We start from the raw sequence: 24,535 nt of genomic DNA, 5'->3' as shown, positions 1-24,535 counted from the left end.
ACTATTTCTCTAATAATTATTTCTTGTATTCAGAGATACTAAGGAGGTTTTTAATTACATAACTATGGAACAAATTTTAGAACAATACACATCAACAAAACTAGAAGATGTAAAAGTCTGGTTTAAAGCTGCAACTGTACAAGATTTTCCTTTAGATGGTGGTGCTTGTGTAAAATACAAAAACAAACAAATTGCTGTTTTTAATTTTGCAAGATTAAATAAATGGTATGCTTGCCAAAATGTTTGTCCGCATAAAATAGAAATGGTGTTAAGTAGAGGTATGATTGGTGATGACAAAGGAATACCAAAGGTTGCTTGTCCTTTGCATAAAAAAACATTTTCTTTAGAAGATGGTTCTAATTTATCTGGCGAAGATTTTAAAATTGCAACTTATCCTGTTAAAATAGAAGATGAAATTGTGTATATTGGCTTTTCTGAATAAAGCTACCTATGAAACCTACAAGATTTGAAACTGCAATCGCGTTAATAGACAAAAAAAATGCCGAAGATCCAAATACGTATCAAGTTGCTGGTTTAGCATATCCTAAAGAATTGTTGTACTCGCAAAGAATGACGAGAAAATTACTTCAATTTGAGCCAAATGCCTCTAAAGCATTGCAAATTGCAGCAAGAGCACAGCATATTTGCAGGTGGAAAATTGCCAGAAACGAATACCCTATGGATAGAGTTGGCTATCTAAAATGGCGTGAAACCCTTAAAAAAATGCATGCAGATTTAACTGTAGAAATTTTGCAACAAGTAGGTTTTGATGAGCAATTTCAAGAAAGAGTTAAAAAAATAATCCTAAAGAAATTAATAAAGAAAAACGAAGAATCTCAAATTTTAGAAGATACCATTTGTTTGGTTTTTTTAGATTATTATTTCGATGAATTTGCTGCCAAACACACAGATGAAAAAGTAATTGATATCTTAAAAAAAACTTGGGTTAAAATGTCAGACAAAGGGCATGCTGCAGCACTAACCATTCCTTTTTCTGATAAAAGCTTGGCTTTGGTAAAACAAGCTATTTCATAATCAAAAAATAGGAGTATAAATGACAAAAAACGGTAATTCTTTAGATCAACGTACGTTTTCTAAATTAAGCCGTTTGTATATTCTTGCGCTAAGTGCAATTGCACTTTCTGTAATTGTAAGTCAAGTTTTGGTACGTAATCACTTGGCAAATCAAGAAAGTGATTCTACCGTAATTAATGTTGCTGGTAGGCAGCGAATGTTAAGTCAAAAGTTAACAAAAGATATTCTCTCTTTGTCTATTTCAGATAAAGAACTCATTAGAAATCAGTTAAAAAACAGAATTAAAAACACACTTGCTTTGTGGGAGTTGTCTCATAATGCACTGCAAAATGGTAATGATTCTTTAGGATTGCCTGCAGAAAATAGTTACGAAATAAAAAGGCGATTTAAAGAAATAAATCCAGTTTTTAAAACGATAAATGTTGCTTCTAAATCCATAGTAAAAAAGTTAGAAGAAAATCCGGTTATTGCTATAGATCAATTGGCTTTAGATGTAAAAAAAGTAACCGAAAATGAAGGTTCTTTTTTATTGATGATGGATGATATTGTAAATCAATATGATCTAGAAGCGAACGAAAAAGTAGATTGGTTAAGAAAGTTAGAGTTTTTTTTAATGGCATTAACTTTAGTAATTCTTTTAGGCGAATTTCTCTTTATTTTTTGGCCAACAGCAAAATCGGTAAAAGCAACATTATCAGAATTGTTATTGGCAGAAAAAAGAGCTAAAAAAATGGCTTTCGATGCAGATCGATTAAGTATTGCAAAAGAAGAATCAGTAAAAGAATTGCGTGCATTAAGTCATGCCATGGATGAAACCTTGTTGTTTGCCAGAATTTCGCCAAGTGGAAACTTAATTCATATGGGAAATAAGTTTTCGCGCTTATTTCGCTTATCAAACTTTAACAAAGAAATTTTATTTTGGGACCTCTTGTCTATCAAAGAAAATGAAAGAGAATTCATAGAAAATTTAATACATAATTATAAAAAAACTGGTTGGCAAGGAGAGGTAAAAGCAACTGCCAAAAACAATGTGGCTGTGTGGTTAGAAATGTCTATAATTCCTTATAGACCTACAGAAGATAAATCAGAATTGTTAATTATTGCATCAGAAATTACAGACAGAAAGGAAGCGCAAATCGAAATTGAAAGACTCACAAAAATTAGTTTCGAAGAAAAAATGAGTCAGCAAAAATTAATCTCTAGCAAAATTATTGAGAATCAAGAAAAAGAACAAAATAGAATTGCCAAAGATGTACATGATGGAATTGGACAAATGCTAACGGGTTTAAAATTTAACCTAGAAAGTATCAATCTAAATGATTTAGAAAAGTCTAAAACCAAAATAGAACACTTAAAAGAATTAACCACCAATATTATAAAAGGAGTTAGAACAGCTACTTTTAATTTAACGCCACCAGAATTATCCGACCATGGAATTGTACCTGCAATTACAAAATTAACACAAGAACTAACAAAGTTAACAGGTAAAGAAATATTTCTTATTAATAAAACCAATTTCAACCAGCGATTAGAGTCTTTAACCGAAATAAATTTATACAGAATTACGCAAGAAGCGATAAATAATGCCATTAAATATGCAGATTCCTCACATATTTTAGTGTCGCTTTCTCACAGTAAAACCATGCTTAGTATTGTTATTGATGATGATGGAAAAGGTTTTGAGCCTGCTAAAGTGAAAAAAGTAAAAAATGGAGATGGTGGAATGGGCATGACGTTTATGAAAGAACGCATTAAGTATATTGATGGACGCTTGTTCTTAAATTCTGAATTAGGAAAAGGTACAAGAGTAACGCTAAACATCCCTATTTAAAAATACGTAGTTTTACTTAAAATTCTTATTTTTGTAAGTGTAAAATCTATAATTAGTTATGGTAAATGTAGTGTTGGTAGACGATCATGTTTTGGTAAGAAATGGAATTAAAGCGCTTTTAGAAGATCAAACAGGAATTACTGTAGTTGATGAAGCTTCTAATGGAAAAGAAGCGCTAGAAGTTGTCGCTAAAAATAAACCTCAAGTTTTAATTATAGATATTCGAATGCCAGAAATGAATGGTATAGAAGCTGTTGCAGAAGTAAAAAAACGTTTTCCTGATGTAAAAACGTTAATGCTTTCTATGCACGATTCAGAAGGCTATGTAGTAAAATCCATACAAGCTGGTGCTGATGGTTATTTGTTAAAAGGTGCTAGCAGAGAAGAATTTTTAAAGGCAGTTATAAAAGTTGCTTCTGGTGGCAAATACTTTACAGGCGATGTTTCTTCAATTATTATGAATAATTTTGTGAACGGTAATTCTGCAAATACTGCATCTCCAAAAAAAGAAATCGTAGATCTTCCGTTTAAACTTACAAAAAGAGAAAGACAAATCTTAGGGCTGGTTTTAGAATTAAAAAACAATAAAGATATTGCAGACGAACTCAAAATAAGCAAGAGAACTGCAGAGGTGCATCGTTTTAATTTGATGAAAAAATTAGAAGCAAAAAACCTTCACGAACTTACAAATAAAGCCAAAGAATATCAGTTGATGTAAAATTTAGTGGCTAATATTTTTATTTTCATTGTTTTAAGCATCTATTTTTAATGAATTCATAAAATCGTTATTACTTAATTATTGAATTTTTAATAATTAAAAAATACGTATTTTTAATGTAAAAATTAAGTATTTATACTTAGTTTTGTAATATGTTTTTTTGTAAACAAAGAGCATGCAAACAGTATTCAATTAAAACCATGGTCTAAAAATGATAAAGAAAGAAGTAAAAACAACATGTTCTTATTGTGGAGTAGGTTGTGGTATTATCGTAAAAAAAGACATTAACAACAAGGTTTTTGTTGAGGGTGATAAAGATCATCCTGTAAATAAAGGGATGTTATGTTCTAAAGGAATGAACTTACATTATGTAGCAAACGATGTTTCTGATCGAATTTTATATCCAGAAATGCGTTGGTCTCGCTCGCATCCTAGAGAAAGGGTTTCTTGGGATACTGCTTTGGATAGAGCTGCAAACGTATTTAAATCTATCATAAAAAAACATGGGCCAGATTCAGTGGCTTTCTACGTTTCAGGACAAAGTTTAACAGAAGAATATTACATCGCAAATAAATTAACAAAAGGTTTTTTAGGTACAAATAATATAGATACAAACTCTCGTTTATGCATGAGTTCTGCTGTTGTGGGCTACAAAAAAACTTTTGGAGAAGATAGTGTGCCAGTTTCTTACGAAGATATAGAATTGGCAGATTGTTTTTTAATAACAGGGGCAAATCCTGCTTGGTGTCATCCAATATTATTTAGAAGAATAGAAAAGCGAAAAGAAGAAAATCCGAATGTAAAAATTATTGTAATTGATCCTCGTAGAACAGATTCTGCAAACTTTGCAGATTTACATTTACAATTAATTCCAGGTACAGATGTGGTTTTGTATAATGCAATTGCCAGACGTTTGTATAAAAGAGGTTTAATTGATGAAGATTTTATCAAAAAACATACTCAAGGTTTTGAAGATTATAGAAAAATAATTTTAGATACAAATCTTAAAAAAGCTTCAAAAATATGTGGGGTACCTGAAGATGATATAGAAAAAGCTGCAGAAATAATTGGGCTATCAAAAGGTTTTATTAGTATGTGGGCAATGGGTTTAAACCAAAGTGTGGTGGGTACAGATAAAAATACATCTCTTTTAAATTTATCGTTAATTACGGGTCAAGTTGGTAAGCCTGGTTCAGGTCCATTTTCGTTAACAGGTCAGCCAAATGCAATGGGTGGTCGTGAAGTTGGTGGAATGGCCAATCTTTTGGCGGTTCATAAAGATTTAGGAAACGAAGAGCATAGAAGAGAAGTTGCGCAGTTTTGGGGAGTAGATAAAATATCCCCAAAACCAGGCTTTACAGCAACAGAAATGTTTGATGCTTTAGAAAGTGGAAAGCTAAAAGCAGTTTGGATTGCTTGTACAAATCCGTTAGTGAGTTTGCCAAATTCGCATCAAATAGAAAAAGCGATGGCAAATTCTAAGTTTGTTGTTGTGCAAGAAATTTCTCATAAATCAGATACTGTAAAATATGCAGATTTGGTTTTGCCAGCTGCAGCTTGGTTAGAGAAAGAAGGTACAATGACAAATTCTGAACGTAGAATTTCTTACCTACCAAAAGAAATAGAAGCGCCAGGAGAAGCAAGGCCAGATGTAGAAATTTTCTGCGATTTTGCGCAAAGAATGGGTTTTAGAGGTTTTAGTTACAACAGTGCAGAAGAAATTTACGATGAATATGCGTCAATGACAAAAGGTACTAATATTGATGTTTCTTTTTTAAACTACGATCGTTTAAAAAACGAAGGTACTTTTCAATGGCCAGTAAATGAATATCGTCATTCTGGTACGCCTCGTCTTTTCGAAGATAAAAAATTCTATACACCATCTCAAAAAGCAATTTTTAATGTTCCATCAACCATAGAAAATACATCAGTAAAAACGAATCAAGATTATCCATTAATACTTACCACTGGTCGTATTCGAGATCAATGGCACACCATGACAAAAACAGGTAAAGTATCGCGTTTAAAAACGCATTACCCAAAACCTGTTCTAGAAATTAATCCTGTTGATGCTTATTTAAATGGTATAAAAGATGGCGATATTACAGAAATTAAAAGCGCAAATGGAGTAGTTAGAGTGCGTGCAAAAATTACAGATGCCATAAAAGAAGGTGTCGTTTTTTTACCTATGCATTGGGGTAAAGTGCTAAAAAGTAACCTAAATAGAGCAAACAATTTAACAAATACACATATAGATCCTGTTTCTAAAGAACCCGATTTTAAGTTTACTTCGGTTTCAGTTTCTAAATACAAAAAAGCCAAAGAAAAAATAATTGTTGCTGGTGCAGGTGCTGCTGCTTTTCGATTTTTACAGAATTATAGAGATTATAATCAAGTGGATGAAATTCACGTGTTTTCTAAAGAATCGAACTTATTTTATAATCGTGTTTTGTTGCCAGAATATATTACAGAAGAGTTGACCTGGCAACAATTATTAAAGATTAAAAATGCTGAATTAAGTAATTTAGACATTCATATTCATCCAGAAACGTTAATTGATAAGATAGATAAAGAAGCTAAAATTGTTACAGATTCAAATGGTGAAACGCATACTTTTGATAAGTTAATTTTAGCCACTGGTAGTAGAGCGTTTATTCCTAAAGATGTTCAAATCGATTTACCTGGTCGTTTTACAATGCGTAATAAAAGTGATGCTGATGAATTTAAAAAATACTTAGAAAATACAGGTTTGCCTCCAGAAGAGCAACATGTAGTTATTGTTGGTGGAGGTTTATTAGGTTTAGAATTGGCTGCAGCAATGAAGCACAAGAATGTAAAAATTACAATTGTGCAAAGAGCATCAAGATTAATGGAGCGTCAATTAGATAAAATTTCAAGTAAATTATTGTCTTTGGATGTACAAGAAAGAGGAATTCAAATTTATTTTGATAATGAGGTAAGTACTGTTTTTGATGATGATGAAACAGGTGAATTAACCATCAATCTAAAATCAGGAAAATACATAACAGCAAACGCGATTGTATATGCTATTGGTACCAGACCAAATATAGGAATTGCAAAAAACAACGGAATTGTTTGTGGTAGAGGTGTAAAAGTGAATCAACATTTGCAATCTTCACATCCAGATATTTTTGCTATTGGAGAAATTGCAGAATTTAACAATCAATTATTTGGTATTACATCTGCAGCAGAAGAACAAGCGGGAATTTTAGCCAACTTTATTGCAGGTGATATTAGCGAATCTTATAAAGGTTCTGTTTTAATGAACATCTTAAAATTCAAAGATTTAAACCTCTGTTCAATAGGTGAAATTAAAGTGCCAGAAAACGATAATAGTTACGAGGAAATCATTTTTACAGACATGTCTAAACGATACTATAAAAAGTGTATTGTTAAAGATGATTTGTTAATTGGAGCAGTTTTAATGGGCGATAAAAACGAGTTTGCAGAATTCAAAACAATGATAGAAAGCAAAATCGAAATGTCTGATAAAAGAGATACATTGCTTAGAGGTTCTTCTAATGATGTGCTAATGTTAGGTGAATTGGTTTGTTCTTGTAGCCAAGTTGGGGCTGGTAATATAGAAGAGGCAATTGCTGGTGGCTGCACAAATTTTACAGAATTATGTAATAAAACTGGTGCAGGTTTAGGTTGTGGAAGTTGTAAAACTGAGGTTAGAGAAATTTTAAATAACGCTAAAGTAAAAAGATGAGCAGGCAATTAAATAGAGTTATTGTGAAAGGCGGAGTCTTGTCTCCAGGAGAACTAAAATACATTTGCGAATCTGTAGAAAGTTTAGGTCAAAAAACGATTTCTTTTGGTTCTAGACAAGATATTTTATTGCCTAAAAAAGTTAAGAAAGAAGATTTATCTCAATTTAATAAATTACAAGTTGCAGAAGTAGATGAATTTGGTATAGAAAATATTGTATCGTCTTATGTTTGTGCAGATATCTTTCCAAGTACTTCTTGGTTAACAGGAGATCGATATTTGTATATTTTAGAACAATTCCGATCAAAATCTACCTTAAAAATAAATATTACAGATCCAAAACAACGTTTAGTGCCTTTATTTACAGGGCATATTAATTTTATTGCTTCAGAACACGAAGATTATTGGTATTTGTACATCAGACTTCCTGGTTGGGATGAAATAAAAATGTATCCTGCTTTAATTTATTCTTGGGATTTAGATAAAATTGAAACTACGATAGAAAACATTTTAAAAGAAGAACCAGAAACTATTAAAACCATTTTTGAGTTGGTAAACGATGCGATTGATACCAACAATAGAACTGTAGACAAACCATTAGAAGTGCCTTTTTATCCTTTTCCATATTTTGAAGGGATGAATAAAATAGGAACAGATAAATATTGGTTGGGTTTGTATTGGAGGAATAATAAATATGACATTTCTTTTTTAAAAGAAATGTGCGAATTATGTTCTGAAAATAAGATAGGTAAAATTTCAATAACTCCTTGGAAATCGTTTATTGTTAAAGGAATTCCAAGAGAATCTAAATTAGTTTGGGAAAAATTTTTGGGTAAAAGAGGTATCAATGTTCGTCACTCAATGTTAGAGTTAAATTGGCATTTACCAGTGGCAAATAAAGAAGCATTAAATTTAAAAAAATACTTAGTTGCTAATTTCGATCAGAATGATATTAGTACTTATGGTTTAACATTTGCTATTACAGATTATAGCAAGACTTCTTATTATTTTACATCGATTGTAGTTCAGAAAAATAAACAGCCAGAAATGATTGGTAATTTTCAAACTAGAGATACTTACAATTTGTTGTATGCTAAAAATTTTGATCCGAATACAAGGCAATATATCATGCATGTGCAAGATGTAGATAAAGTAGAATTACCAGGTTTATTAATGGAGTTAAGTCAGTTGTATTTTGATGATTTAGGTAATGAAAAACAGCAAGAAAAAGAAACAGAAGTTAAAGAAGAACAAGTAGAATTAGAAGTGTATCAATGCCAAGATTGTTTTACTATTTATGATGAATCTTATGGAGATATAACTCAGAATATAGCTTCAAAAACACTATTTACAGATTTGCCATCCGATTATCAATGTTCACTTTGCGAAGCTCCAAAAAGCAATTTCAAAAAAGTGGTTTTAGTAAAATAAACAAGAAAAATAAATTGACAATCAATCAAAACATAGGGTTAAAAATTTCAAGAAAAATAAATAATTTTTCTTGTGCTTCTTGTAGTAACTCAAATTGTTTGATTCAGAGAAACTTAGGTAATTTAACTAATCCTGTTTTTGTTGATAATAAAAAATCACTTAGATGTAAAAAAGGGCAACAGTTCATTATTGAAGGTGCTCCTGTAAATGGATTATTTTTTATTTTAAAGGGCACTGTAAAAGTTTTTAGAACGGGTATTAATGGTCGTGAGCAAATTGTACGCTTTGCAAAAGAAGGCGAAATAATTGGTCACAGAGGTTTTGGTACAGAAGAGTATTATTCTATTGGTGCAATAGCATTACAAGACACTATTTTGTGCTATTTTTCTAAAGCAGATTTGCAAGAAGCTTTGTTGGCAAATCCGAAATTTGCTTATGATATGATGTTGTTTTACGCAAACGAACTCAATAGAAGTGAGTCTAAAGTAAAATCAATTTCACAAATGACGGTTCGTGAACGTGTAATAGATACTTTACTGTATATCAATAGAAAATTTGGAGATTTAAGAGGTTTTTTAAACTTGCCTTTAAGTAGAAAAGAGTATGCAGATTATGCAGGTACTACAGAAGAGCAAGTAATTCGCGTTTTTTCTTTGTTAAAAAAAGAAGGATTGATAACTGCTAAAGGAAAGAAAATAGCAATCAACAATATAAAATCTTTAAAAAACGAAATTAGTGAACATAATTATTTTTTAGATGCTTAGATTATTCTGATAAATTTTTTATTTCAGACCCTTCAGGTTTTTAAAACCTGAAGGGTCTTTTGATAAAGTCCTTAATAATATTTAGACCACCAAAATAACTTTTCGATCAATATTCTAAATATCCTATTGAGCTTTTTAAGTATTTCCTGAAATTTAAAGCTAATCCTTAGACTCTTATAAGTTTGATAGATTTTTTACGAATAAAATGATTATTAAAAATAACTACGTATAAAAAATAAGTATATTCTTGTCATAATAACTAATTGGAAATAATCATTATATAAAATAAACCTGTTTTATAGCAGGTTTTTTTATGTTTTAAAAAGAGGTTTTAATGTGTGTAATTACATGAGTTAAAAGTAAAACTAGGTATATATTTGTTTAAAAATAAGTATAAATACGTAGATTACTAAAACTTACAAACAATGAAATCTCTATTAAAAAAAACAATTTACCTTTTACCTGTAGCAATGTTATTATTTGCTTGTGGTGGTAAAGGAACAAAAAAAGAAACAACTACAGAAGTTGTAAATACTTCTAAAACAAAACAATTAGATATAGAAAAACCACAATTAACGTTTGGCTTTATCAAACTAACAGATATGGCTCCTTTGGCAATTGCTAAAGAAAAAGGATTTTTCGAAGACGAAGGTTTGTTTGTTTCTGTAGAAGCACAATCGAACTGGAAAAATGTTTTAGACAGAGTTATCGATGGTCAATTAGATGGTTCTCATATGTTAGCAGGTCAGCCAATTGCTGCTGGTGCAGGTTTTGGTCGTCAAGCAAAATTAGTAACTCCATTTTCTATGGATTTAAACGGAAATGGAATTACAGTTTCTAATGATGTTTGGTCTAAAATGAAACCAAATGTACCTGTGGATAGTGATGGAAAACCAATTCATCCTATTAAAGCAGATGCTTTAAAACCTGTAATTACAGAATACAAAAACTCAGGAAAAGCATTTAAAATGGGAATGGTTTTTCCAGTATCAACACACAATTACGAAATTAGATATTGGTTAGCTGCAGCCGGAATTCATCCAGGTATGTACATAAAAGAAAATGTACAAGGGCAAATTGATGCAGAGGTTTTATTATCTGTAACTCCACCACCACAAATGCCAGCAACTTTAGAGGCAGGTACCATTTTTGGATATTGTGTAGGTGAGCCTTGGAATCAGCAAGCGGTATTTAAAGGAATTGGAGTTCCAGTAGTAACAAACTACGACATCTGGAAAAATAATCCTGAGAAAGTATTTGTTATGACAGAGAAATTTGTGAAAGAAAATCCGAATACAGCAATTGCAGTTACTAAAGCTTTAATTAGAGCTGGTAAATGGTTAGACAAGCCAGAAAACAGAAAAGAAGCTGTACAAATCTTATCAATGTCTCAATATGTTGGAGCGCCAGTAGAAGTTTTAGCAAATTCAATGACAGGTACTTTCGAGTTTGAAAAAGGTGATAAAAGAGATATGGAAGATTTTAATGTATTCTATAAATACAATGCAACCTATCCTTTTTATTCTGATGGAATTTGGTTTTTAACACAAATGAGAAGATGGGGTCAAATTCCTGATGCTAAATCAGCAGATTGGTATTCATCAACCATAAAAGATATTTATAGACCAGATATCTGGAAAAAAGCAGCAGCTCTTTTAGTAGAAGAAGGTAATATCCCAGCAACAGATATCCCAGCAACAGATGGTTACAAACCAGCAACTGCAGATTTTATAGACGGAACAACGTATGATGCTAAAGATCCAATAGGATACATCAACAGTTTTAAAATAGGAAACAAAGACAAAAAGTAACATTAAATCTCGATACGATTCTGATGATAATTAGAGTCACTTTAAAACAAAAGATGCAATGTCAATTCGTGTGATTTTTAAAACATGAGAAATTGTATCGAGAACTATTAAAATTTAACATTTAATCAATAGTAATATTATGAAAGCAAGTTTAACACTAGGAAAAGTAACTAACTTTTTAGGTTTAGGATTTTTCTCAACGCTTAAAGATCTATTTACAGGAAAACTGGAAAAGGAAGATTTAATGAACTTCTTACGCAAGGTAATAGTGCCACTTGCTTCCATAATTTTATTTATTGCAATTTGGCATTTGGGTGCAAAAACATTGTACAATATCGAGGCTGAATTTAAAATTCAAAAAGCATTAGAAGATCAAGGTCAAGCAGCTGCAGATGCTTTAACAGCTTGTATTGCTTCTGGCGAATCTAGTTGCCAACCAAATACCTTGCCATCTCCAATTCAGGTTTGGGATTCTTTCCAGTCTTTATTAAGAGATCATAACATTATCAGTTCAGATAAAGCGGCTTTTATAGAAAAAACAGCAGCATTAAATGAAAAACGAATTGCAGCAGGTAAAGAGCCAATTGTGTATACAGGAAGACCATCTTTTGTAGATCAAATCTTTAGAAGTTTAAAAACAGTATTTGCAGGTTTTTTCTTGGCCTTATTTATTGCAGTTCCTTTAGGTATTTTTATAGGATTAAGTTCAACATTAAAGAGCGCCTTTAACTGGTTTATTCAAATATTTAAACCAGTATCTCCAGTAGTTTGGTACTTATTAGTTTTTATGATTGTAAAAACAGTGTTAATTGGTTCTACAGAAGATAGCTCATTTACCATTTCATTTATTAGTGTTGGTTTGTGTTCTATGTGGGCAACTTTAGTAAATACAGCAATGGGGGTTTCTACGGTTGATAAAGATTTTATCAATGTTGCTAAAGTTTTAAAGTTAGGTACTTTTCAAAAAATATTCAAAGTAGTATTACCATCATCTTTACCATTAATTTTTACAGGATTAAAAATTACATTATCAGTTGCTTGGATGGTTTTAATTGCCATTGAACTTTTGGCACAAAGTCCAGGTTTAGGCTTGTTTGTTTGGGAAGAATTCCAAAATGGAGCTAATGATTCTAACGCAAAAATAATTGTTGCCATGTTTGCAATTGGTACCATTGGTTTCTTGTTAGATAGATTGATGTTGGCAATACAGAATTGGGTTTCTTTTGATAAACAAGACGCAATATAAATATGTGTAAATGTGTAATTGTTAAATCGTGTAAGCGTAAACAATTACTCAATTAAACAATTAAACAATTCAACATACAAAAAATGGCATATTTAGAGCTAAACAACATTTATAAAACCTATGGTCAAGGAGATAATGAAACAGAAGTGTTATCTAACATCAACTTAAAAATAGAAGAAGGAGAATTTGTTGCCATTGTTGGTTTTACAGGAAGTGGAAAAACAACATTAGTAAATTTAATAAATGGTTTGTTAGAACCAACAAGTGGATCTGTTTTATTTAAAGGAGAACCCGTAAAAGGCACAAGTCACGAAAGAGGTGTAATCTTCCAAAATTATTCATTATTGCCTTGGTTAACAGTAGAGCAAAACGTAATAATGGCTGTAAAAGCTGCGTTCCCTAAACGCGAAAAATCAGTCTGGAAACGTAAAGCTGCTCATTATATAGATATGGTAAGTTTAACGCCAGCTATTAACAAATTACCAAAAGAATTATCGGGAGGAATGCGTCAAAGAGTAGCTGTAGCAAGAGCTTTAGCCATGAAACCAGATATGATTATTATGGATGAACCTCTTGGAGCTTTAGATGCTTTAACCCGTGGAAATTTACAAGATCAAATCTTAAACATTTGGGGAAAAGACAAACGTACAGCCTTGTTAATTACCAATGATGTTGATGAAGGAATTTATATGGCAGACAGAATTATTCCTTTACGTCCAGGACCAAATGCCACTTTAGGACCAGAATTTAAGATTGATTTAGATCGTCCAAGAGATAAAACTGAAATGAATGATAGCGAAAGTTTTAAAAAGACAAGAAACGCAATTATTGAATATCTGATGGACATTGGTGATGCTCGAAAAGCAGAAGCAAAAGAACAAATTGTATTACCAGAATTAGAGCCAAAAAGTTTTGTATCCTATTCTTAAAAACCCAAAAGATGAGCACAGAAACAATTTTACAAGCGGATAAAAAAATTAGTTCAGATACTTCTAATGTGATGTTAGATTTAAAAGACTTAAAAAAAGTATATCCAACACCAAAAGGAGATTACGTGGTTTTAGAGCATTTAAATCTTCAGATTATGAAAGAAGAATTTGTGACTATCATTGGGCATTCTGGCTGTGGAAAAACAACAATGTTGTCTATGATTGCTGGTTTAAATCCGATTTCTGGAGGTGATATTGCAGTGTTAGGAAAACCAATTAAAGGGCCAGGTCCAGACAGGGGTGTTATTTTTCAAGCACCAAGTTTAATGCCTTGGATGACTTCTTTACAAAACGTACTATTGGGTGTAAATCAAGTTTTTCCTCATGGAACCAAAGCACAAAGAACAGATATTGCCAAATATTATTTACAAAAAGTAGGTTTAGAAGATGCGTTTCATAAAAAAGCTTCAGAATTATCTCAAGGGATGCAACAACGTGTGGGAATTGCAAGAGCTTTTGCCATAAAACCAAAAGTATTATTGCTAGATGAGCCTTTTGGAATGTTAGATTCTTTAACAAGAGGAGAATTGCAAGATATCTTAATCGAAATCTGGAACAAAGAAAAAATTACAGCAGTTATGATTACTCATGATGTTGATGAGGCTATCTTTTTAGCAGACAGAGTAGTAATGATGACAAGTGGGCCAAGAGCAAAAATTGGAGATGTTTTAGATATCGATTTTAAAAGGCCAAGAACAAGAAAATCAGTTTTAGAACACGACGATTATTATAAATATCGAAAACACTTAATCGACTTTTTAGAGCATTAAAAAAGCATAACAAACAAACATAAATTTTAAAATTAAATCGGTTTTTGAAGAGCAAAACTTCATGACCTTGGGGGTTAACAGCTAAAACTTAACAAATTAAATAACAAACAACACTAATTAAAAAGTAGAAAAAATGAAAAAACAATACACAATTTTAGCGATATTGTTAGTAAGCTTTCAATTCGTAAATGCACAGTTTACACTAGATGGAGAATTTAGACCACGTACAGAATATAGAAACGGATTTGGTAATTTAATTCCTGATGCATCAGATGCTGGATTTGGAATATCTACAAGAGCAAGATTAAATGCAGGTTTTAAAACAGATTCGTATAACGTTTTTATTAGTTTGCAAGATGTAATGGTTTGGGGAGAAAATAGACAAATTTTACCTTACGATGCTAATAATTCCTTTGCTGTTTTTCAAGCTTGGGCTTCTCTTAAATTAGGCGAAAATACAACTACAAAAATTGGACGTCAAGTACTTTCTTACGATGATCAAAGAATTTTAGGAGGATTAGATTGGGCGCAACAAGGTCGTAATCACGATGCAGCTTTAATCAAATATAAAAAGGATAAATTTATGTTAGATTTTGCACTTGCTTTTAATCAAGATTACTCTAATCCAACTGGATTTATTTCTTCAGGAACTGCTTACAATACCACAGGATTTTTCTCTTATAAAACAATGCAAATGTTATATATGAAACAAAGTTGGGAAAAATTTACAGGTAGTTTATTGCTTTTAAATAATGGTTTTCAAGAGTTTGATGCAGCAAGTGCAGCAGATGGAGTGAGTAATTTACAAACTATAGGTACACATTTAAACTACAAGTCTGGTAGTTTTGGTTTGGCTGCAAATGCTTTTTTACAAACAGGTAAAAGACAAGGAGCTGTAGATGTAAAAGGAGCATATTTATTTAGTTTAGACGCGTCACTTAAAACATCTGATAAAGTGACTTTAGGGGCAGGTTTAGAATCTATAAGTGGTAATGATGGTGCAGCAGGAGAAACAGGAGCATTCTTCCCTTTATATGGTACAAATCATAAATTTAATGGTTTTATGGATTATTTTTATGTGGGTAATCACGCTAACTCTATTGGTTTAGTAGATTTTCATGTAAGCGCTAATTTTAATTTAGGTAAAGGTTCTAGTTTGTTGGTAAAAGCATTAAATTTTAGTGGAGAACAAGCTTTAGCTAGTGGAGAAAAATCTTTAGGTACAGAGGTGGATCTAGTGTACAAAAAGAAATTTAAAGGATATGCTTTAGTAGCGGGTTACTCTCAAATGTTTGCTTCTGATGGTATGTATGAATTAAAAGGAGTTACTGAAGCTGCAGCTGCAGGAACTCAAAATTGGGCTTGGGTAATGTTAGTAATTAAACCGAAGTTTTTAGGGAAATAAATAAACTTTTTATTATTTGAATTTGATAATTAGCCATAGGCTGTTCTAAATAGAGCGGCCTTTTTGCTTATGTGCTTTTAAGTAAAGTCAAGAATAGCTTATAATTGATTTAAAAGATTTTATAAAAATTGCAGTAAATGGTTGGTAAGATTGCTTTATAAAAACCAAAAAACCGTTGAAAATCAAAAGATTAACAACGGTTCTTGTACTGAAGATGGGACTTGAACCTATACGAGCATTACTGCTCACTGGATTTTAAGTCTAGCGCATTTTGAATGAAAATGATCTGAAATGGTTTGATTTACTTATAGAATACAAGGTAAAAGTAACATACAAATTCACAACAAACCATTCAAAACATCAGACCAATTTTAAATGAATAACTTCTATATGATTTGATAAATTTCTTTTTCTTCTGTTGTAAATACTTCGTTCTATTTTATTAGAAATTGACTTAGGAGCTTTGTTAAAAGATCAATTTCACTATCAACTCCCATAAATTCATCAGTTAATTTTAGACTTATGCCTACGATAGCTTAACAGTTGTTTTTATTTGATATTTATCCTTAAAATTTCCAATATTCTTTTTTAACTTGCATATAAGTTGTTCATTGTAAATGTTTTGATGTTAAAACATATTTTTGATTATCAGTAAGTTGAATAGCTTTTTTTAAGTTAAATCATAATGAACAACGTGTTATAAATAGTATTCAAATAAGTTAAATTTTAAAAGGGAATGAATATTAATGCAGATAGGATATAAATGTAAAATGAAGTTTAGTTGTATGGGTAAAATTAGGACTATAAAAAATACTTCATCTTAAAAAATTTAACCAAATAAATGATTTCTATAATTTGTAGGTGTTGTTTTTTTTAATTTTTTAAACTGTCTGTTAAAGTTGGATATATTTGAAAAGCCAACATTAAAAGCTATTTCATTTATAGAGATTTCTTTAGATTTCTGTAAAATTTTACATGCATTTTCTATGCGTAATTCTGTTAAAAAATTAATGTATGTTTTATTTGTTCGCTTTTTAAAATACTTGCAAAAAGCATTTTTTGTCATATTCGCTACTTCCGAAATTTCTAATAATGTTATAGGTAAGTGAGCGTTTTCAATAGTGTATTCAAAAACAGAACGCATTCTATTTCCTTCTCTATCAGTGTATTTTTTAGAATAATTAAAACTAGATAAGTATTCAAATTCAGAGGAAGATATCAACTTCATTAATTTTAGGAAAATTATAAATCGTTCCATTTTCGTGGCTTTTTTTAATTCTAAAAACAAGTGTTTAATTTCTATTTGATTTGATGTAATTCTAAACCCTTTTTCAGATTTTTCAAAAAAACTAGTAATTTCTTTAAATTCATTTAAGCTAAAAAAAACATTTCCAAAAGAATCTTTTATAAAAAAAAGACTCAACATTTTCGATTTTTCTGGTGTATTTTCTTCACTTTTAAAAGCATGAGGTAAATTACTCCCAATAATAAAAATATCATTTGTAGTATAGCTAGAAATACTATCGCCAACCAATAAGGTTCCTTTCCCTTGTTCTATAAAACTTATTTGAATTTCATCATGCTGATGTAGTTTGTCATAAAAAACAAGCTCAATGTCTTCTTGATAAATCAATGCGTTATTTTCTGGTTTTGGTATTTTAAAAGGATAAACTTTCATTTGTTTTTTGTTAAAATGTCGGTTTGTATGATGTCAATTTTTCATCAAAATTGTGTCGCAAACTAATTTAGAAACTATAATTAATTATGATTAGCTCAACTTATCAAGCTTTAATATTTAATACAAAACTATTCATAATTAATTATATAAACACAATAATGAATAATATAATATAAATAATGAATAATTTAATCTTATTTTTTAAGCGAGACTATTCATAATTTTATATCGATCAAATTATAACAAAATGAAATCTAATTGGGAAGGTGTAATGCCTGCAGTGTTTACATGGCTGAAAGAGTCAAAATTCGGTAATCTTGAAATTGACTTTGATACAACTCAAAAACAGGCCTCAGATATTTTAAAAACTAAAGGAAAGGGAGGAAGCAGAATGAGTGGACTTGTTGGTTCTGGTACTTTAGGTGAGAATAGTTATTTGAGTAATAAACAAAGGCTTGCTTTACTAAAATCTCTTTCTGAGGTCGCTAAAGAATACAATGTTCCGTTAATCAGTGGAGCTTCAGCAGTAACTAAGAATGAACTTGCCAAAATTATTGAAGGACTTGCAACAGTTGGAGTGGATACAGTTATGGTGATGCCTCCAAAAACCAAGGAGATTCCTTCTGAAAAAGAAATGTATGAGTACTATGCACTTGCTGAAGCAACTGCAAAAGGTGCAGGTGTAACCATTATGCCTTATAACAATCCTGACGCAGCCGGTTATCATGCAATCTCAACAGACCTTCTTATGAAACTTTCTATGCTACCAAAAGTAACTGCCCTTAAAATATCGACTATAGATGTTTCAATAATTGAAACGCTGATGTTAGAAAACAAAGATTTAAAAGTTTTGGCGGGAGTAGATACAGTTACTGTACATGCAGGACTTGCAGGAGCTTGTGGTGGAATTACGGGTGTAGGTTGTATCTTTCCAAAAGCTAGTGTTACAATGCAGGAATATGTTTTAAATGGAGAATGGGTAGAGGCCAACAAAATTTCTCGGGCTTTAAATTCCTTGTCTTACCTAGATGCTCAGCCGCTACTTATGGAATACCTTAAGCTTGCTATGGGAATACATTATAATGATGTTGCTGGAGGGCTACGTACTTTAGGTAAGAAACTAACGAAACAGCAAATTGATGATGTAACCGCAAGATATATGCTGGCAAAAGAAAGACTTGAAGTTTTAGACTTAATAAGTTAATCATAATTCAAGAAATGGTTTTTCATTTCAAGGTATTATTGCAAAATACCTAATCATAAAAAAAGTAGTTTACAAGTGAGTAAATTTGAAACAAAAAATTAAAAAATAAAGTAAAGATGATTACAGGAAAAAACTATATAGGCAATCAAAACTCAGCTAAGGGAGGTAAAATATTTACAACATTTAATCCTTTATTAGATAAAAATAACGATTGGAAAATTACAGAAGCAACACCAGATGAAGTAGCAAAAGCTGCAAGTTTAGCGGCCAGTGCATTTAAAGAATATTCGCAATTTTCTGGAAAAAAGAAAGCTATTTTTTTAAGAACAATAGCAGAAGAAATAGAAAATTTAGGAGACAATTTACTAGAAGTTTATTGTGCAGAAAGTGGTTTGCCTCAAGGAAGAGCAAATGGAGAAAGAGGAAGAACTTTAGGACAATTACGAGCGTTTGCAAACCATTTAGAAGATGGTAATTGGGTAGAGGCTACTATAGATACAGCTCAACCAGATAGACAGCCAATTCCAAAAGTAGATTTGCGTAAAATGAATGTTGCTTTAGGACCAGTTGTGGTTTTTGGAGCATCTAATTTTCCGCTGGCATTTTCTACAGCAGGAGGTGATGCAGCTGCAGCACTAGCAGCAGGTTGCCCTGTAATCGTAAAGTCTCATCCAATGCACGCAGCAACAGGAGAAATGGTAGCATCTGCAATTGTTAAAGCAGCCGAAAAAACAGGAATGCCAAATGGTGTTTTTTCCAATTTAAATTCAAATGGAAATGATGTTGGACAACAATTGGTTTTAAACGAAAATATAAAAGCAGTTGGTTTTACGGGAAGTTTAAAAGGTGGTAGAGCTTTATACAATTTAGCGGCAACTCGTAAAGAACCTATTCCTGTTTTTGCAGAAATGGGAAGTGTAAACCCAGTAGTTTTATTGCCAAAATCGTTAGAAAATAGAGCAGAAAGTATCGCAAAAACTTATGCAGGTTCTATTACTTTAGGAGCTGGTCAGTTTTGTACAAATCCTGGTTTGATTATTGGTATAAAATCTGATGGTTTAACAAATTTTACAAATAATTTAGCATCAGATGTAAAAGAAATAGCACCTTCTTGTATGTTGCACCCTAATATTGCAAATGCATATGATAAAAATAAAGAAACTGCTCTAAATCAAAACGGAGTTGCTGTGTTGGCAGATATTACTGAAAATGTACCTTCTAATTTTGCTGCCCAAGCAGTAATTACAGTTAGTGGTGCAGCGTTTTTAAAGAATCCAACTTTACATCACGAAGTTTTTGGACCTTTTTCTGTAGTGGTTCAATGTGAGGATAAAGCAGAACTAGAAGAAGTAATTGCTAATTTAGAAGGACAATTAACAGGAACCGTAATTTCTGATGATAACGAACTGGAGCAATATAAAACCGTAGTTAATGAACTTCAAAATAAAGTAGGAAGAATTATTTTTAACGGAGTTCCAACAGGTGTAGAAGTTTGTCCCTCAATGTTGCATGGAGGGCCGTATCCAGCATCAACAGACAGCAGATTTACGGCAGTTGGTGTAGATTCTATTAAAAGATTTGTGCGCCCTTTTAGTTTTCAAGATTGGCCAAACAACTTGCTTCCAGAAGAATTAAAAAATGAAAATCCGTTAGGAATTTTAAGAACGGTTAATGGATTAAAAACCGATAAAGAGCTTTAGGATGAGATTTTTTAAAGTCTTTTTTATATTCCTTTTTCTTTCCTTTTATAGTTGTAACTCAGGAAACGAAACTTGCAATTCTTCAAAAACAGAATTGGAAGCGCTTATCAAATCTTATGAAGATAGAAAACCTTATGATAAAGATACCTATCCATTAGGGCTTTATACCAAAGAATATTATAAATCTGAAGCTGATTATGCTACCAATCAGCTTCAGTATTTTAATTGTATTCAAATGGAAGAACTGTCTGAAACCGAACAGATTTCAGCTGCATTATTGCAATTTGTGCTCCACGATAAAATAGATTATTACAAATTTGAACGCTACTTAAATCCCTTATTATCAGATTCTGGTTTTCATAGTAGTTTAAATTATCAAATCAAACCACTTAACAATTACAGGCAGGTAAAAGAATATTTAAAGAAGTTAAATAGTTTGCCAGATTTTGTAAATCAGCATTTTAAAAATTTAAGAGAAGGTTTAGCAAAAGGAGTTTCGCAACCTAAAGTGATTTTTAAAGGATATGAAACTACATATAACGATCATATTGTAAACGATTTTAAAAAAAGTGCATTTTATCAACCGTTTCAAAATTTACCATCTAGTTTAAATGAAACGCAAAGGGATTCAGTTTTAAAGGCTGCAAAAATTGTAATAGAAAATACTGTAGTTCCAGAATTTAAAAGAATAAAAACTTTTTTTGAAACGGAGTATTTACCAAAAACAAGAACAAGTTTAGGCGTTTCAGAAACCCCAAATGGTGCTGCGTATTATCAAAATAGAATTAATTTTTATACGACAAGCAGACAATACAATGCCGATGATATTCATCAAATAGGATTAAAAGAGGTTGCCAGAATTAAAGCAGAAATGCAAAAAATAATCAGTTCTTTAAACTTTACAGGAAGTTTTGCTGATTTTTTAAAATTCTTAAGAACAGACGAGCAATTTTATGCAAAAACACCAAAAGAGTTGCTAATGATTGCAAGAGATATGGCAAAAAGAGCAGACGCACAATTGCCAAAATTCTTTAAAACCTTACCACGAAAACCTTATGGAGTTGCGCCTGTACCAGAAGCAATTGCTCCAAAATATACTGGAGGACGTTATATTGGGACATCAAAAGAAAGTACAGAGCCAGGTTATTATTGGGTAAATACCTACGATTTGCCAAGTAGAACCTTGTACACTTTGCCTTCTTTAACGGTGCATGAAGCTGTTCCAGGACATCATTTACAAGGAAGTTTAAACAACGAATTAGGAGATTCTATTCCGCAATTTCGAAAGAATTTATATTTATCTGCTTATGGAGAAGGTTGGGGATTGTATTCCGAATTTTTAGCGGATGAAATGAATATGTACACCACACCTTACGAGCAGTTTGGAAAATATACTTATGAAATGTGGCGTGCGTGTCGTTTAGTTGTAGATACTGGAATTCACGCAAAGGGTTGGACCAGAGAACAGGTTGTGAATTATATGTCAGAAAATACGGCATTATCACTTCACGAAATCAACACAGAAACAGATCGATATATTTCTTGGCCAGGGCAAGCTCTTTCTTATAAAATAGGGGAATTAAAAATTAGAGAATTACGGGTAAAAGCTGAATCTGAGTTAAAAGATAAATTTGATATAAGAGATTTTCATGGGGTAGTTTTAGAACAAGGAACAGTCACTTTGTCTATTTTAGAAAAAAGAATTCATAATTATATTAGTAAAGTAAAAAATGAGTAAGCATACGTTTGTTTGTATTGATGCACATACTTGTGGCAATCCAGTAAGAGTAATTAAAAGTGGGGGTCCACAATTGATAGGTAAAACTATGAATGAAAAACGCTTACACTTTTTAAAAGAATTTGATTGGATAAGAAAAGGCTTAATGTTTGAACCAAGAGGTCATGATATGATGAGTGGTTCAATTTTATATCCTCCACACAATCCAGAAAATGATTTTGCTATTTTATTTATAGAAACGTCTGGTTGTTTGCCAATGTGTGGTCATGGAACAATTGGAACCATCACAATCGCTATAGAAGAAGGTTTAGTCGTACCTAAAACTCCTGGAAAAATAAAAATGGAAGCCCCTGCTGGCTTGGTAGAAATAGAATACTCTTTACGTAATCATAAAGTTGAGTGGGTAAAATTAACCAATGTAAAGAGTTATTTAGCCGCAGAAAATTTAACCATAGATTCTCCAGAATTAGGCGAAATTACTTTTGATGTAGCTTACGGAGGTAATTTTTATGCAATTGTAGATCCACAGAAAAATTTTGCTGGTGTTCAAGCTCTTACAGCTTCAGAGATTATCAAACATTCACAGGTTTTAAGAGAATTGATCAACAAAAAATATTCAAATCAATTTATTCATCCAGAAAACAAATCCATAAAAGATGTAACGCATTTGTTATGGACAGGGGATACGATTCATCCAACTTCCAATGGTAGAAATGCTGTTTTTTATGGTGATAAAGCCATTGATAGAAGCCCTTGTGGGACAGGTACATCAGCAAGATTGGCACAATTATATGCCAAAGGAAAATTAAAAGTAGGAGAAGAGTTTATACACGAAAGTTTTATTGGAAGCACTTTTATTGGTAAAGTAGAAGCAGCAACTACAATTGGTGGTAAAAAAGCAATTATACCGAGTATAAAAGGTTGGGCAAAAATTTATGGACAAAATACCATAACTATAGATACTCAAGATGATCCTTATGCTTTTGGATTCAGTGTAATTTAATTTTTCTAAAGGAGAAATTAGAGAATTTATAAAAAAAGTAATTCAAGAAACAAAAGTTGCAAAATTCGAAAAATGCGGAAAGAATTTCTATATTTCAAATAACAAAGACAACATAAAAATAACTGTAAATTCGAATAGATTTAGAATTATTACAGTCGATAAATTAGTAAAATAACTAACTTTTTTAAAAGCAGATGGCAAAAAGTGTAATTATCATAGGTGGTGGAATTATAGGTTTATGTGCTGCATATTATTTGCAAAAAGAAGGACATAAAGTAACTGTAATTGATAAGTCAGACTTATCAAGTGGCGCTTCATATGTAAATGCGGGCTATATAACACCAAGTCATATTATTTCTTTGGCAGCTCCAGGAATGATTAACAAAGGTATTAAATGGATGTTTAATACATCCAGTCCATTTTATGTAAAACCACGTTTAGATATCGATTTTTTAAAATGGAGTTTGGCTTTTAAAAAATCGGCAACCAAATCTAAAGTAGAAAAAGCAATTCCTGTAATTAAAGATATAAATGTGTTGAGTAGAGAATTGTATGCAGATTTAAAAACTTCTGGTGATTTTAATTTTCATTATCAACAAAAAGGTTTGATGATGTATTATCAAACAGAAAAAGCAGGACAAGAAGAATGGGAGGTTGGGCAAAGAGCCATAAGAGAAGGTTTAAAAGTTGAAAACTTGTCAAAAGAAGATGTGCTAAAAATTGAAAAAAATGTAGATGTAAACATCAAAGGTGCTGTTTATTATCATTCAGATGCACACATGACTCCTAACGAATTTATGCCTCAGTTAAAAGCTCATTTAAAAAAAGTGGGAGTTAGTATTTTGGGAAATGAAGAGGTGATAGATATTACAGTTGTAGACGAAAAAATAACAGCTATTAAAACGACAAATCTTCATATAAAATCAGATGAAGTTGTCGTCGCCACTGGGTCTTGGTCTCAAAATTTGGCAAAGAAATTAGGAGTGAAAATTCCTGTTCAGGGTGGAAAAGGTTATAGCATAAATGTAGAGAGAGAAACACAAATTTCTATTCCAGCAATTTTAATAGAAGCAAAAGTAGCGGTAACTCCTATGAGTGGTTTTACTCGTTTTGCAGGAACTATGGAAATTGGCGGAATTAATCATAACATCAACCCTGTAAGGGTTCAGGCAATTGCAAAAGCAGCTCAAGATTATTATCCAAATGTAAAAATTAATGAGCAAGAAAAAGCGGATGCAAAATGTGGTTTACGACCACTTTCTCCAGATGGATTGCCTTATATTGGTAAATCCTCTAAATGTAAAAATGTAACATTTGCAACAGGCCATGCAATGATGGGTTGGAGTTTAGGACCGGCAACCGGGAAGCTGGTTTCTGAAATTATTTCTGGTAAAAAAAGATCTATCGATACCAGTCCTTTTCATGTAGATAGAAAATTTTAAGCTTTACAGTAAACAACATAAGTTATAAAAACCATATT

At 31.5% G+C, this 24,535-nt stretch carries 18 protein-coding genes and 2 pseudogenes; 18 read left to right on the top strand and 2 right to left on the bottom strand.

From position 1 onward, the window contains the following. Nucleotides 1-64 precede the first annotated feature (64 nt). From nirD to ACW9UN_RS09790, 12 genes are all read left to right on the top strand, one after another. A complete protein-coding gene (gene nirD / locus ACW9UN_RS09845; protein WP_459486091.1) occupies nt 65-442 on the top strand; it encodes a nitrite reductase small subunit NirD in 378 nt (125 codons plus the stop codon). 8 nt (nt 443-450) lie between these two features. Then, nucleotides 451-1,035, top strand: a complete 585-nt coding sequence (locus tag ACW9UN_RS09840; protein WP_459486090.1) for a DUF4202 domain-containing protein — start codon at nt 451-453, stop codon at nt 1,033-1,035. 19 nt (nt 1,036-1,054) lie between these two features. Next, nucleotides 1,055-2,866, top strand: a complete 1,812-nt coding sequence (locus tag ACW9UN_RS09835; RefSeq protein ID WP_459486089.1) for a sensor histidine kinase — start codon at nt 1,055-1,057, stop codon at nt 2,864-2,866. A gap of 58 nt (nt 2,867-2,924) precedes the next feature. Beyond that, nucleotides 2,925-3,584 (top strand): response regulator, encoded by a 660-nt coding sequence (locus ACW9UN_RS09830; protein ID WP_459486088.1) that lies wholly within the window; start codon nt 2,925-2,927, stop codon nt 3,582-3,584. A gap of 211 nt (nt 3,585-3,795) precedes the next feature. Next, nucleotides 3,796-7,317 (top strand): molybdopterin-dependent oxidoreductase, encoded by a 3,522-nt coding sequence (locus ACW9UN_RS09825; protein WP_459486087.1) that lies wholly within the window; start codon nt 3,796-3,798, stop codon nt 7,315-7,317. Then, the gene (locus ACW9UN_RS09820) at nt 7,314-8,747 is read left to right on the top strand and encodes a rubredoxin (protein WP_459486086.1); all 1,434 of its coding nucleotides are present in this window, start codon (nt 7,314-7,316) and stop codon (nt 8,745-8,747) included. Before ACW9UN_RS09825 ends, ACW9UN_RS09820 begins: the two co-directional genes overlap by 4 nt. 98 nt (nt 8,748-8,845) lie before the next feature. Continuing rightward, nucleotides 8,846-9,511, top strand: coding sequence for a Crp/Fnr family transcriptional regulator (locus ACW9UN_RS09815; protein WP_459486085.1), 666 nt, complete (start codon nt 8,846-8,848; stop codon nt 9,509-9,511). Nucleotides 9,512-9,936: 425 nt separating this feature from the next. Next, entirely contained in the window at nt 9,937-11,322 is a 1,386-nt protein-coding gene (locus ACW9UN_RS09810; protein WP_459486084.1) for a CmpA/NrtA family ABC transporter substrate-binding protein, read from the top strand. Between the two features lie 139 nt (nt 11,323-11,461). Further along, a complete protein-coding gene (locus ACW9UN_RS09805) occupies nt 11,462-12,568 on the top strand; it encodes an ABC transporter permease (protein WP_459486083.1) in 1,107 nt (368 codons plus the stop codon). Between the two features lie 83 nt (nt 12,569-12,651). Beyond that, a complete protein-coding gene (locus tag ACW9UN_RS09800; protein WP_397444547.1) occupies nt 12,652-13,497 on the top strand; it encodes an ABC transporter ATP-binding protein in 846 nt (281 codons plus the stop codon). Nucleotides 13,498-13,508: 11 nt separating this feature from the next. Then, nucleotides 13,509-14,327, top strand: a complete 819-nt coding sequence (locus ACW9UN_RS09795) for an ABC transporter ATP-binding protein (protein WP_397444546.1) — start codon at nt 13,509-13,511, stop codon at nt 14,325-14,327. 133 nt (nt 14,328-14,460) lie between these two features. Continuing rightward, entirely contained in the window at nt 14,461-15,732 is a 1,272-nt protein-coding gene (locus tag ACW9UN_RS09790; RefSeq protein ID WP_459486082.1) for an alginate export family protein, read from the top strand. 366 nt (nt 15,733-16,098) lie between these two features. On the opposite strand, the pseudogene ACW9UN_RS09785 reads toward ACW9UN_RS09790, so the two are convergent. Continuing rightward, nucleotides 16,099-16,256: pseudogene (locus ACW9UN_RS09785) on the bottom strand (IS982 family transposase); the annotation flags it as partial. Nucleotides 16,257-16,561: 305 nt separating this feature from the next. After that, nucleotides 16,562-17,410 (bottom strand): AraC family transcriptional regulator, encoded by an 849-nt coding sequence (locus tag ACW9UN_RS09780; protein WP_459486081.1) that lies wholly within the window; start codon nt 17,408-17,410, stop codon nt 16,562-16,564. A gap of 247 nt (nt 17,411-17,657) precedes the next feature. Here ACW9UN_RS09780 and ACW9UN_RS09775 point away from each other — a divergent pair, with 247 nt between their 5' ends. The 6 genes and pseudogenes from ACW9UN_RS09775 (at nt 17,658) to ACW9UN_RS09750 (ending at nt 24,497) form a co-directional block, all read left to right on the top strand. After that, a complete protein-coding gene (locus ACW9UN_RS09775) occupies nt 17,658-18,614 on the top strand; it encodes a dihydrodipicolinate synthase family protein (RefSeq protein ID WP_459486080.1) in 957 nt (318 codons plus the stop codon). A gap of 116 nt (nt 18,615-18,730) precedes the next feature. Beyond that, on the top strand, nt 18,731-20,314 hold the full coding sequence (locus ACW9UN_RS09770) for an aldehyde dehydrogenase (NADP(+)) (protein ID WP_459486079.1): 1,584 nt from the start codon (nt 18,731-18,733) through the stop codon (nt 20,312-20,314). A 1-nt stretch (nt 20,315) separates the two neighbouring features. Then, nucleotides 20,316-22,052: a DUF885 domain-containing protein gene (locus tag ACW9UN_RS09765; RefSeq protein ID WP_459486078.1), complete on the top strand. Its 1,737-nt coding sequence runs from the start codon at nt 20,316-20,318 to the stop codon at nt 22,050-22,052. Further along, nucleotides 22,045-23,055, top strand: coding sequence for a 4-hydroxyproline epimerase (locus tag ACW9UN_RS09760; protein WP_459486077.1), 1,011 nt, complete (start codon nt 22,045-22,047; stop codon nt 23,053-23,055). The genes ACW9UN_RS09765 and ACW9UN_RS09760 overlap by 8 nt, the downstream gene beginning before the upstream one ends. Before the next feature lie 10 nt (nt 23,056-23,065). Next, nucleotides 23,066-23,230 (top strand): annotated as a pseudogene (locus ACW9UN_RS09755) (DUF3781 domain-containing protein); the annotation flags it as partial. A 19-nt stretch (nt 23,231-23,249) separates the two neighbouring features. Then, nucleotides 23,250-24,497 carry an NAD(P)/FAD-dependent oxidoreductase gene (locus ACW9UN_RS09750; protein WP_459486076.1) on the top strand — a complete coding sequence of 416 codons (1,248 nt, stop codon included), beginning with the start codon at nt 23,250-23,252 and terminating at the stop codon, nt 24,495-24,497. Nucleotides 24,498-24,535: the final 38 nt, after the last annotated feature.

The organism is Polaribacter litoreus, from assembly GCF_054584775.1.
This window is presented reverse-complemented; position numbering and strand designations above follow the sequence as displayed.

What these genes read in the sequence shown, in the direction of transcription:
- ACW9UN_RS09780 (WP_459486081.1), bottom strand. Translation starts at nt 17,410, where the DNA reads ATGAAAGTTTATCCTTTTAAAATACCAAAACCAGAAAATAACGCATTG.
- ACW9UN_RS09750 (WP_459486076.1), top strand. Translation starts at nt 23,250, where the DNA reads ATGGCAAAAAGTGTAATTATCATAGGTGGTGGAATTATAGGTTTATGT.
- ACW9UN_RS09830 (WP_459486088.1), top strand. Translation starts at nt 2,925, where the DNA reads ATGGTAAATGTAGTGTTGGTAGACGATCATGTTTTGGTAAGAAATGGA.
- ACW9UN_RS09795 (WP_397444546.1), top strand. Translation starts at nt 13,509, where the DNA reads ATGAGCACAGAAACAATTTTACAAGCGGATAAAAAAATTAGTTCAGAT.
- ACW9UN_RS09775 (WP_459486080.1), top strand. Translation starts at nt 17,658, where the DNA reads ATGAAATCTAATTGGGAAGGTGTAATGCCTGCAGTGTTTACATGGCTG.
- ACW9UN_RS09760 (WP_459486077.1), top strand. Translation starts at nt 22,045, where the DNA reads ATGAGTAAGCATACGTTTGTTTGTATTGATGCACATACTTGTGGCAAT.
- ACW9UN_RS09840 (WP_459486090.1), top strand. Translation starts at nt 451, where the DNA reads ATGAAACCTACAAGATTTGAAACTGCAATCGCGTTAATAGACAAAAAA.
- ACW9UN_RS09835 (WP_459486089.1), top strand. Translation starts at nt 1,055, where the DNA reads ATGACAAAAAACGGTAATTCTTTAGATCAACGTACGTTTTCTAAATTA.
- ACW9UN_RS09765 (WP_459486078.1), top strand. Translation starts at nt 20,316, where the DNA reads ATGAGATTTTTTAAAGTCTTTTTTATATTCCTTTTTCTTTCCTTTTAT.
- ACW9UN_RS09825 (WP_459486087.1), top strand. Translation starts at nt 3,796, where the DNA reads ATGATAAAGAAAGAAGTAAAAACAACATGTTCTTATTGTGGAGTAGGT.
- nirD (WP_459486091.1), top strand. Translation starts at nt 65, where the DNA reads ATGGAACAAATTTTAGAACAATACACATCAACAAAACTAGAAGATGTA.
- ACW9UN_RS09820 (WP_459486086.1), top strand. Translation starts at nt 7,314, where the DNA reads ATGAGCAGGCAATTAAATAGAGTTATTGTGAAAGGCGGAGTCTTGTCT.
- ACW9UN_RS09810 (WP_459486084.1), top strand. Translation starts at nt 9,937, where the DNA reads ATGAAATCTCTATTAAAAAAAACAATTTACCTTTTACCTGTAGCAATG.
- ACW9UN_RS09800 (WP_397444547.1), top strand. Translation starts at nt 12,652, where the DNA reads ATGGCATATTTAGAGCTAAACAACATTTATAAAACCTATGGTCAAGGA.
- ACW9UN_RS09770 (WP_459486079.1), top strand. Translation starts at nt 18,731, where the DNA reads ATGATTACAGGAAAAAACTATATAGGCAATCAAAACTCAGCTAAGGGA.
- ACW9UN_RS09805 (WP_459486083.1), top strand. Translation starts at nt 11,462, where the DNA reads ATGAAAGCAAGTTTAACACTAGGAAAAGTAACTAACTTTTTAGGTTTA.
- ACW9UN_RS09790 (WP_459486082.1), top strand. Translation starts at nt 14,461, where the DNA reads ATGAAAAAACAATACACAATTTTAGCGATATTGTTAGTAAGCTTTCAA.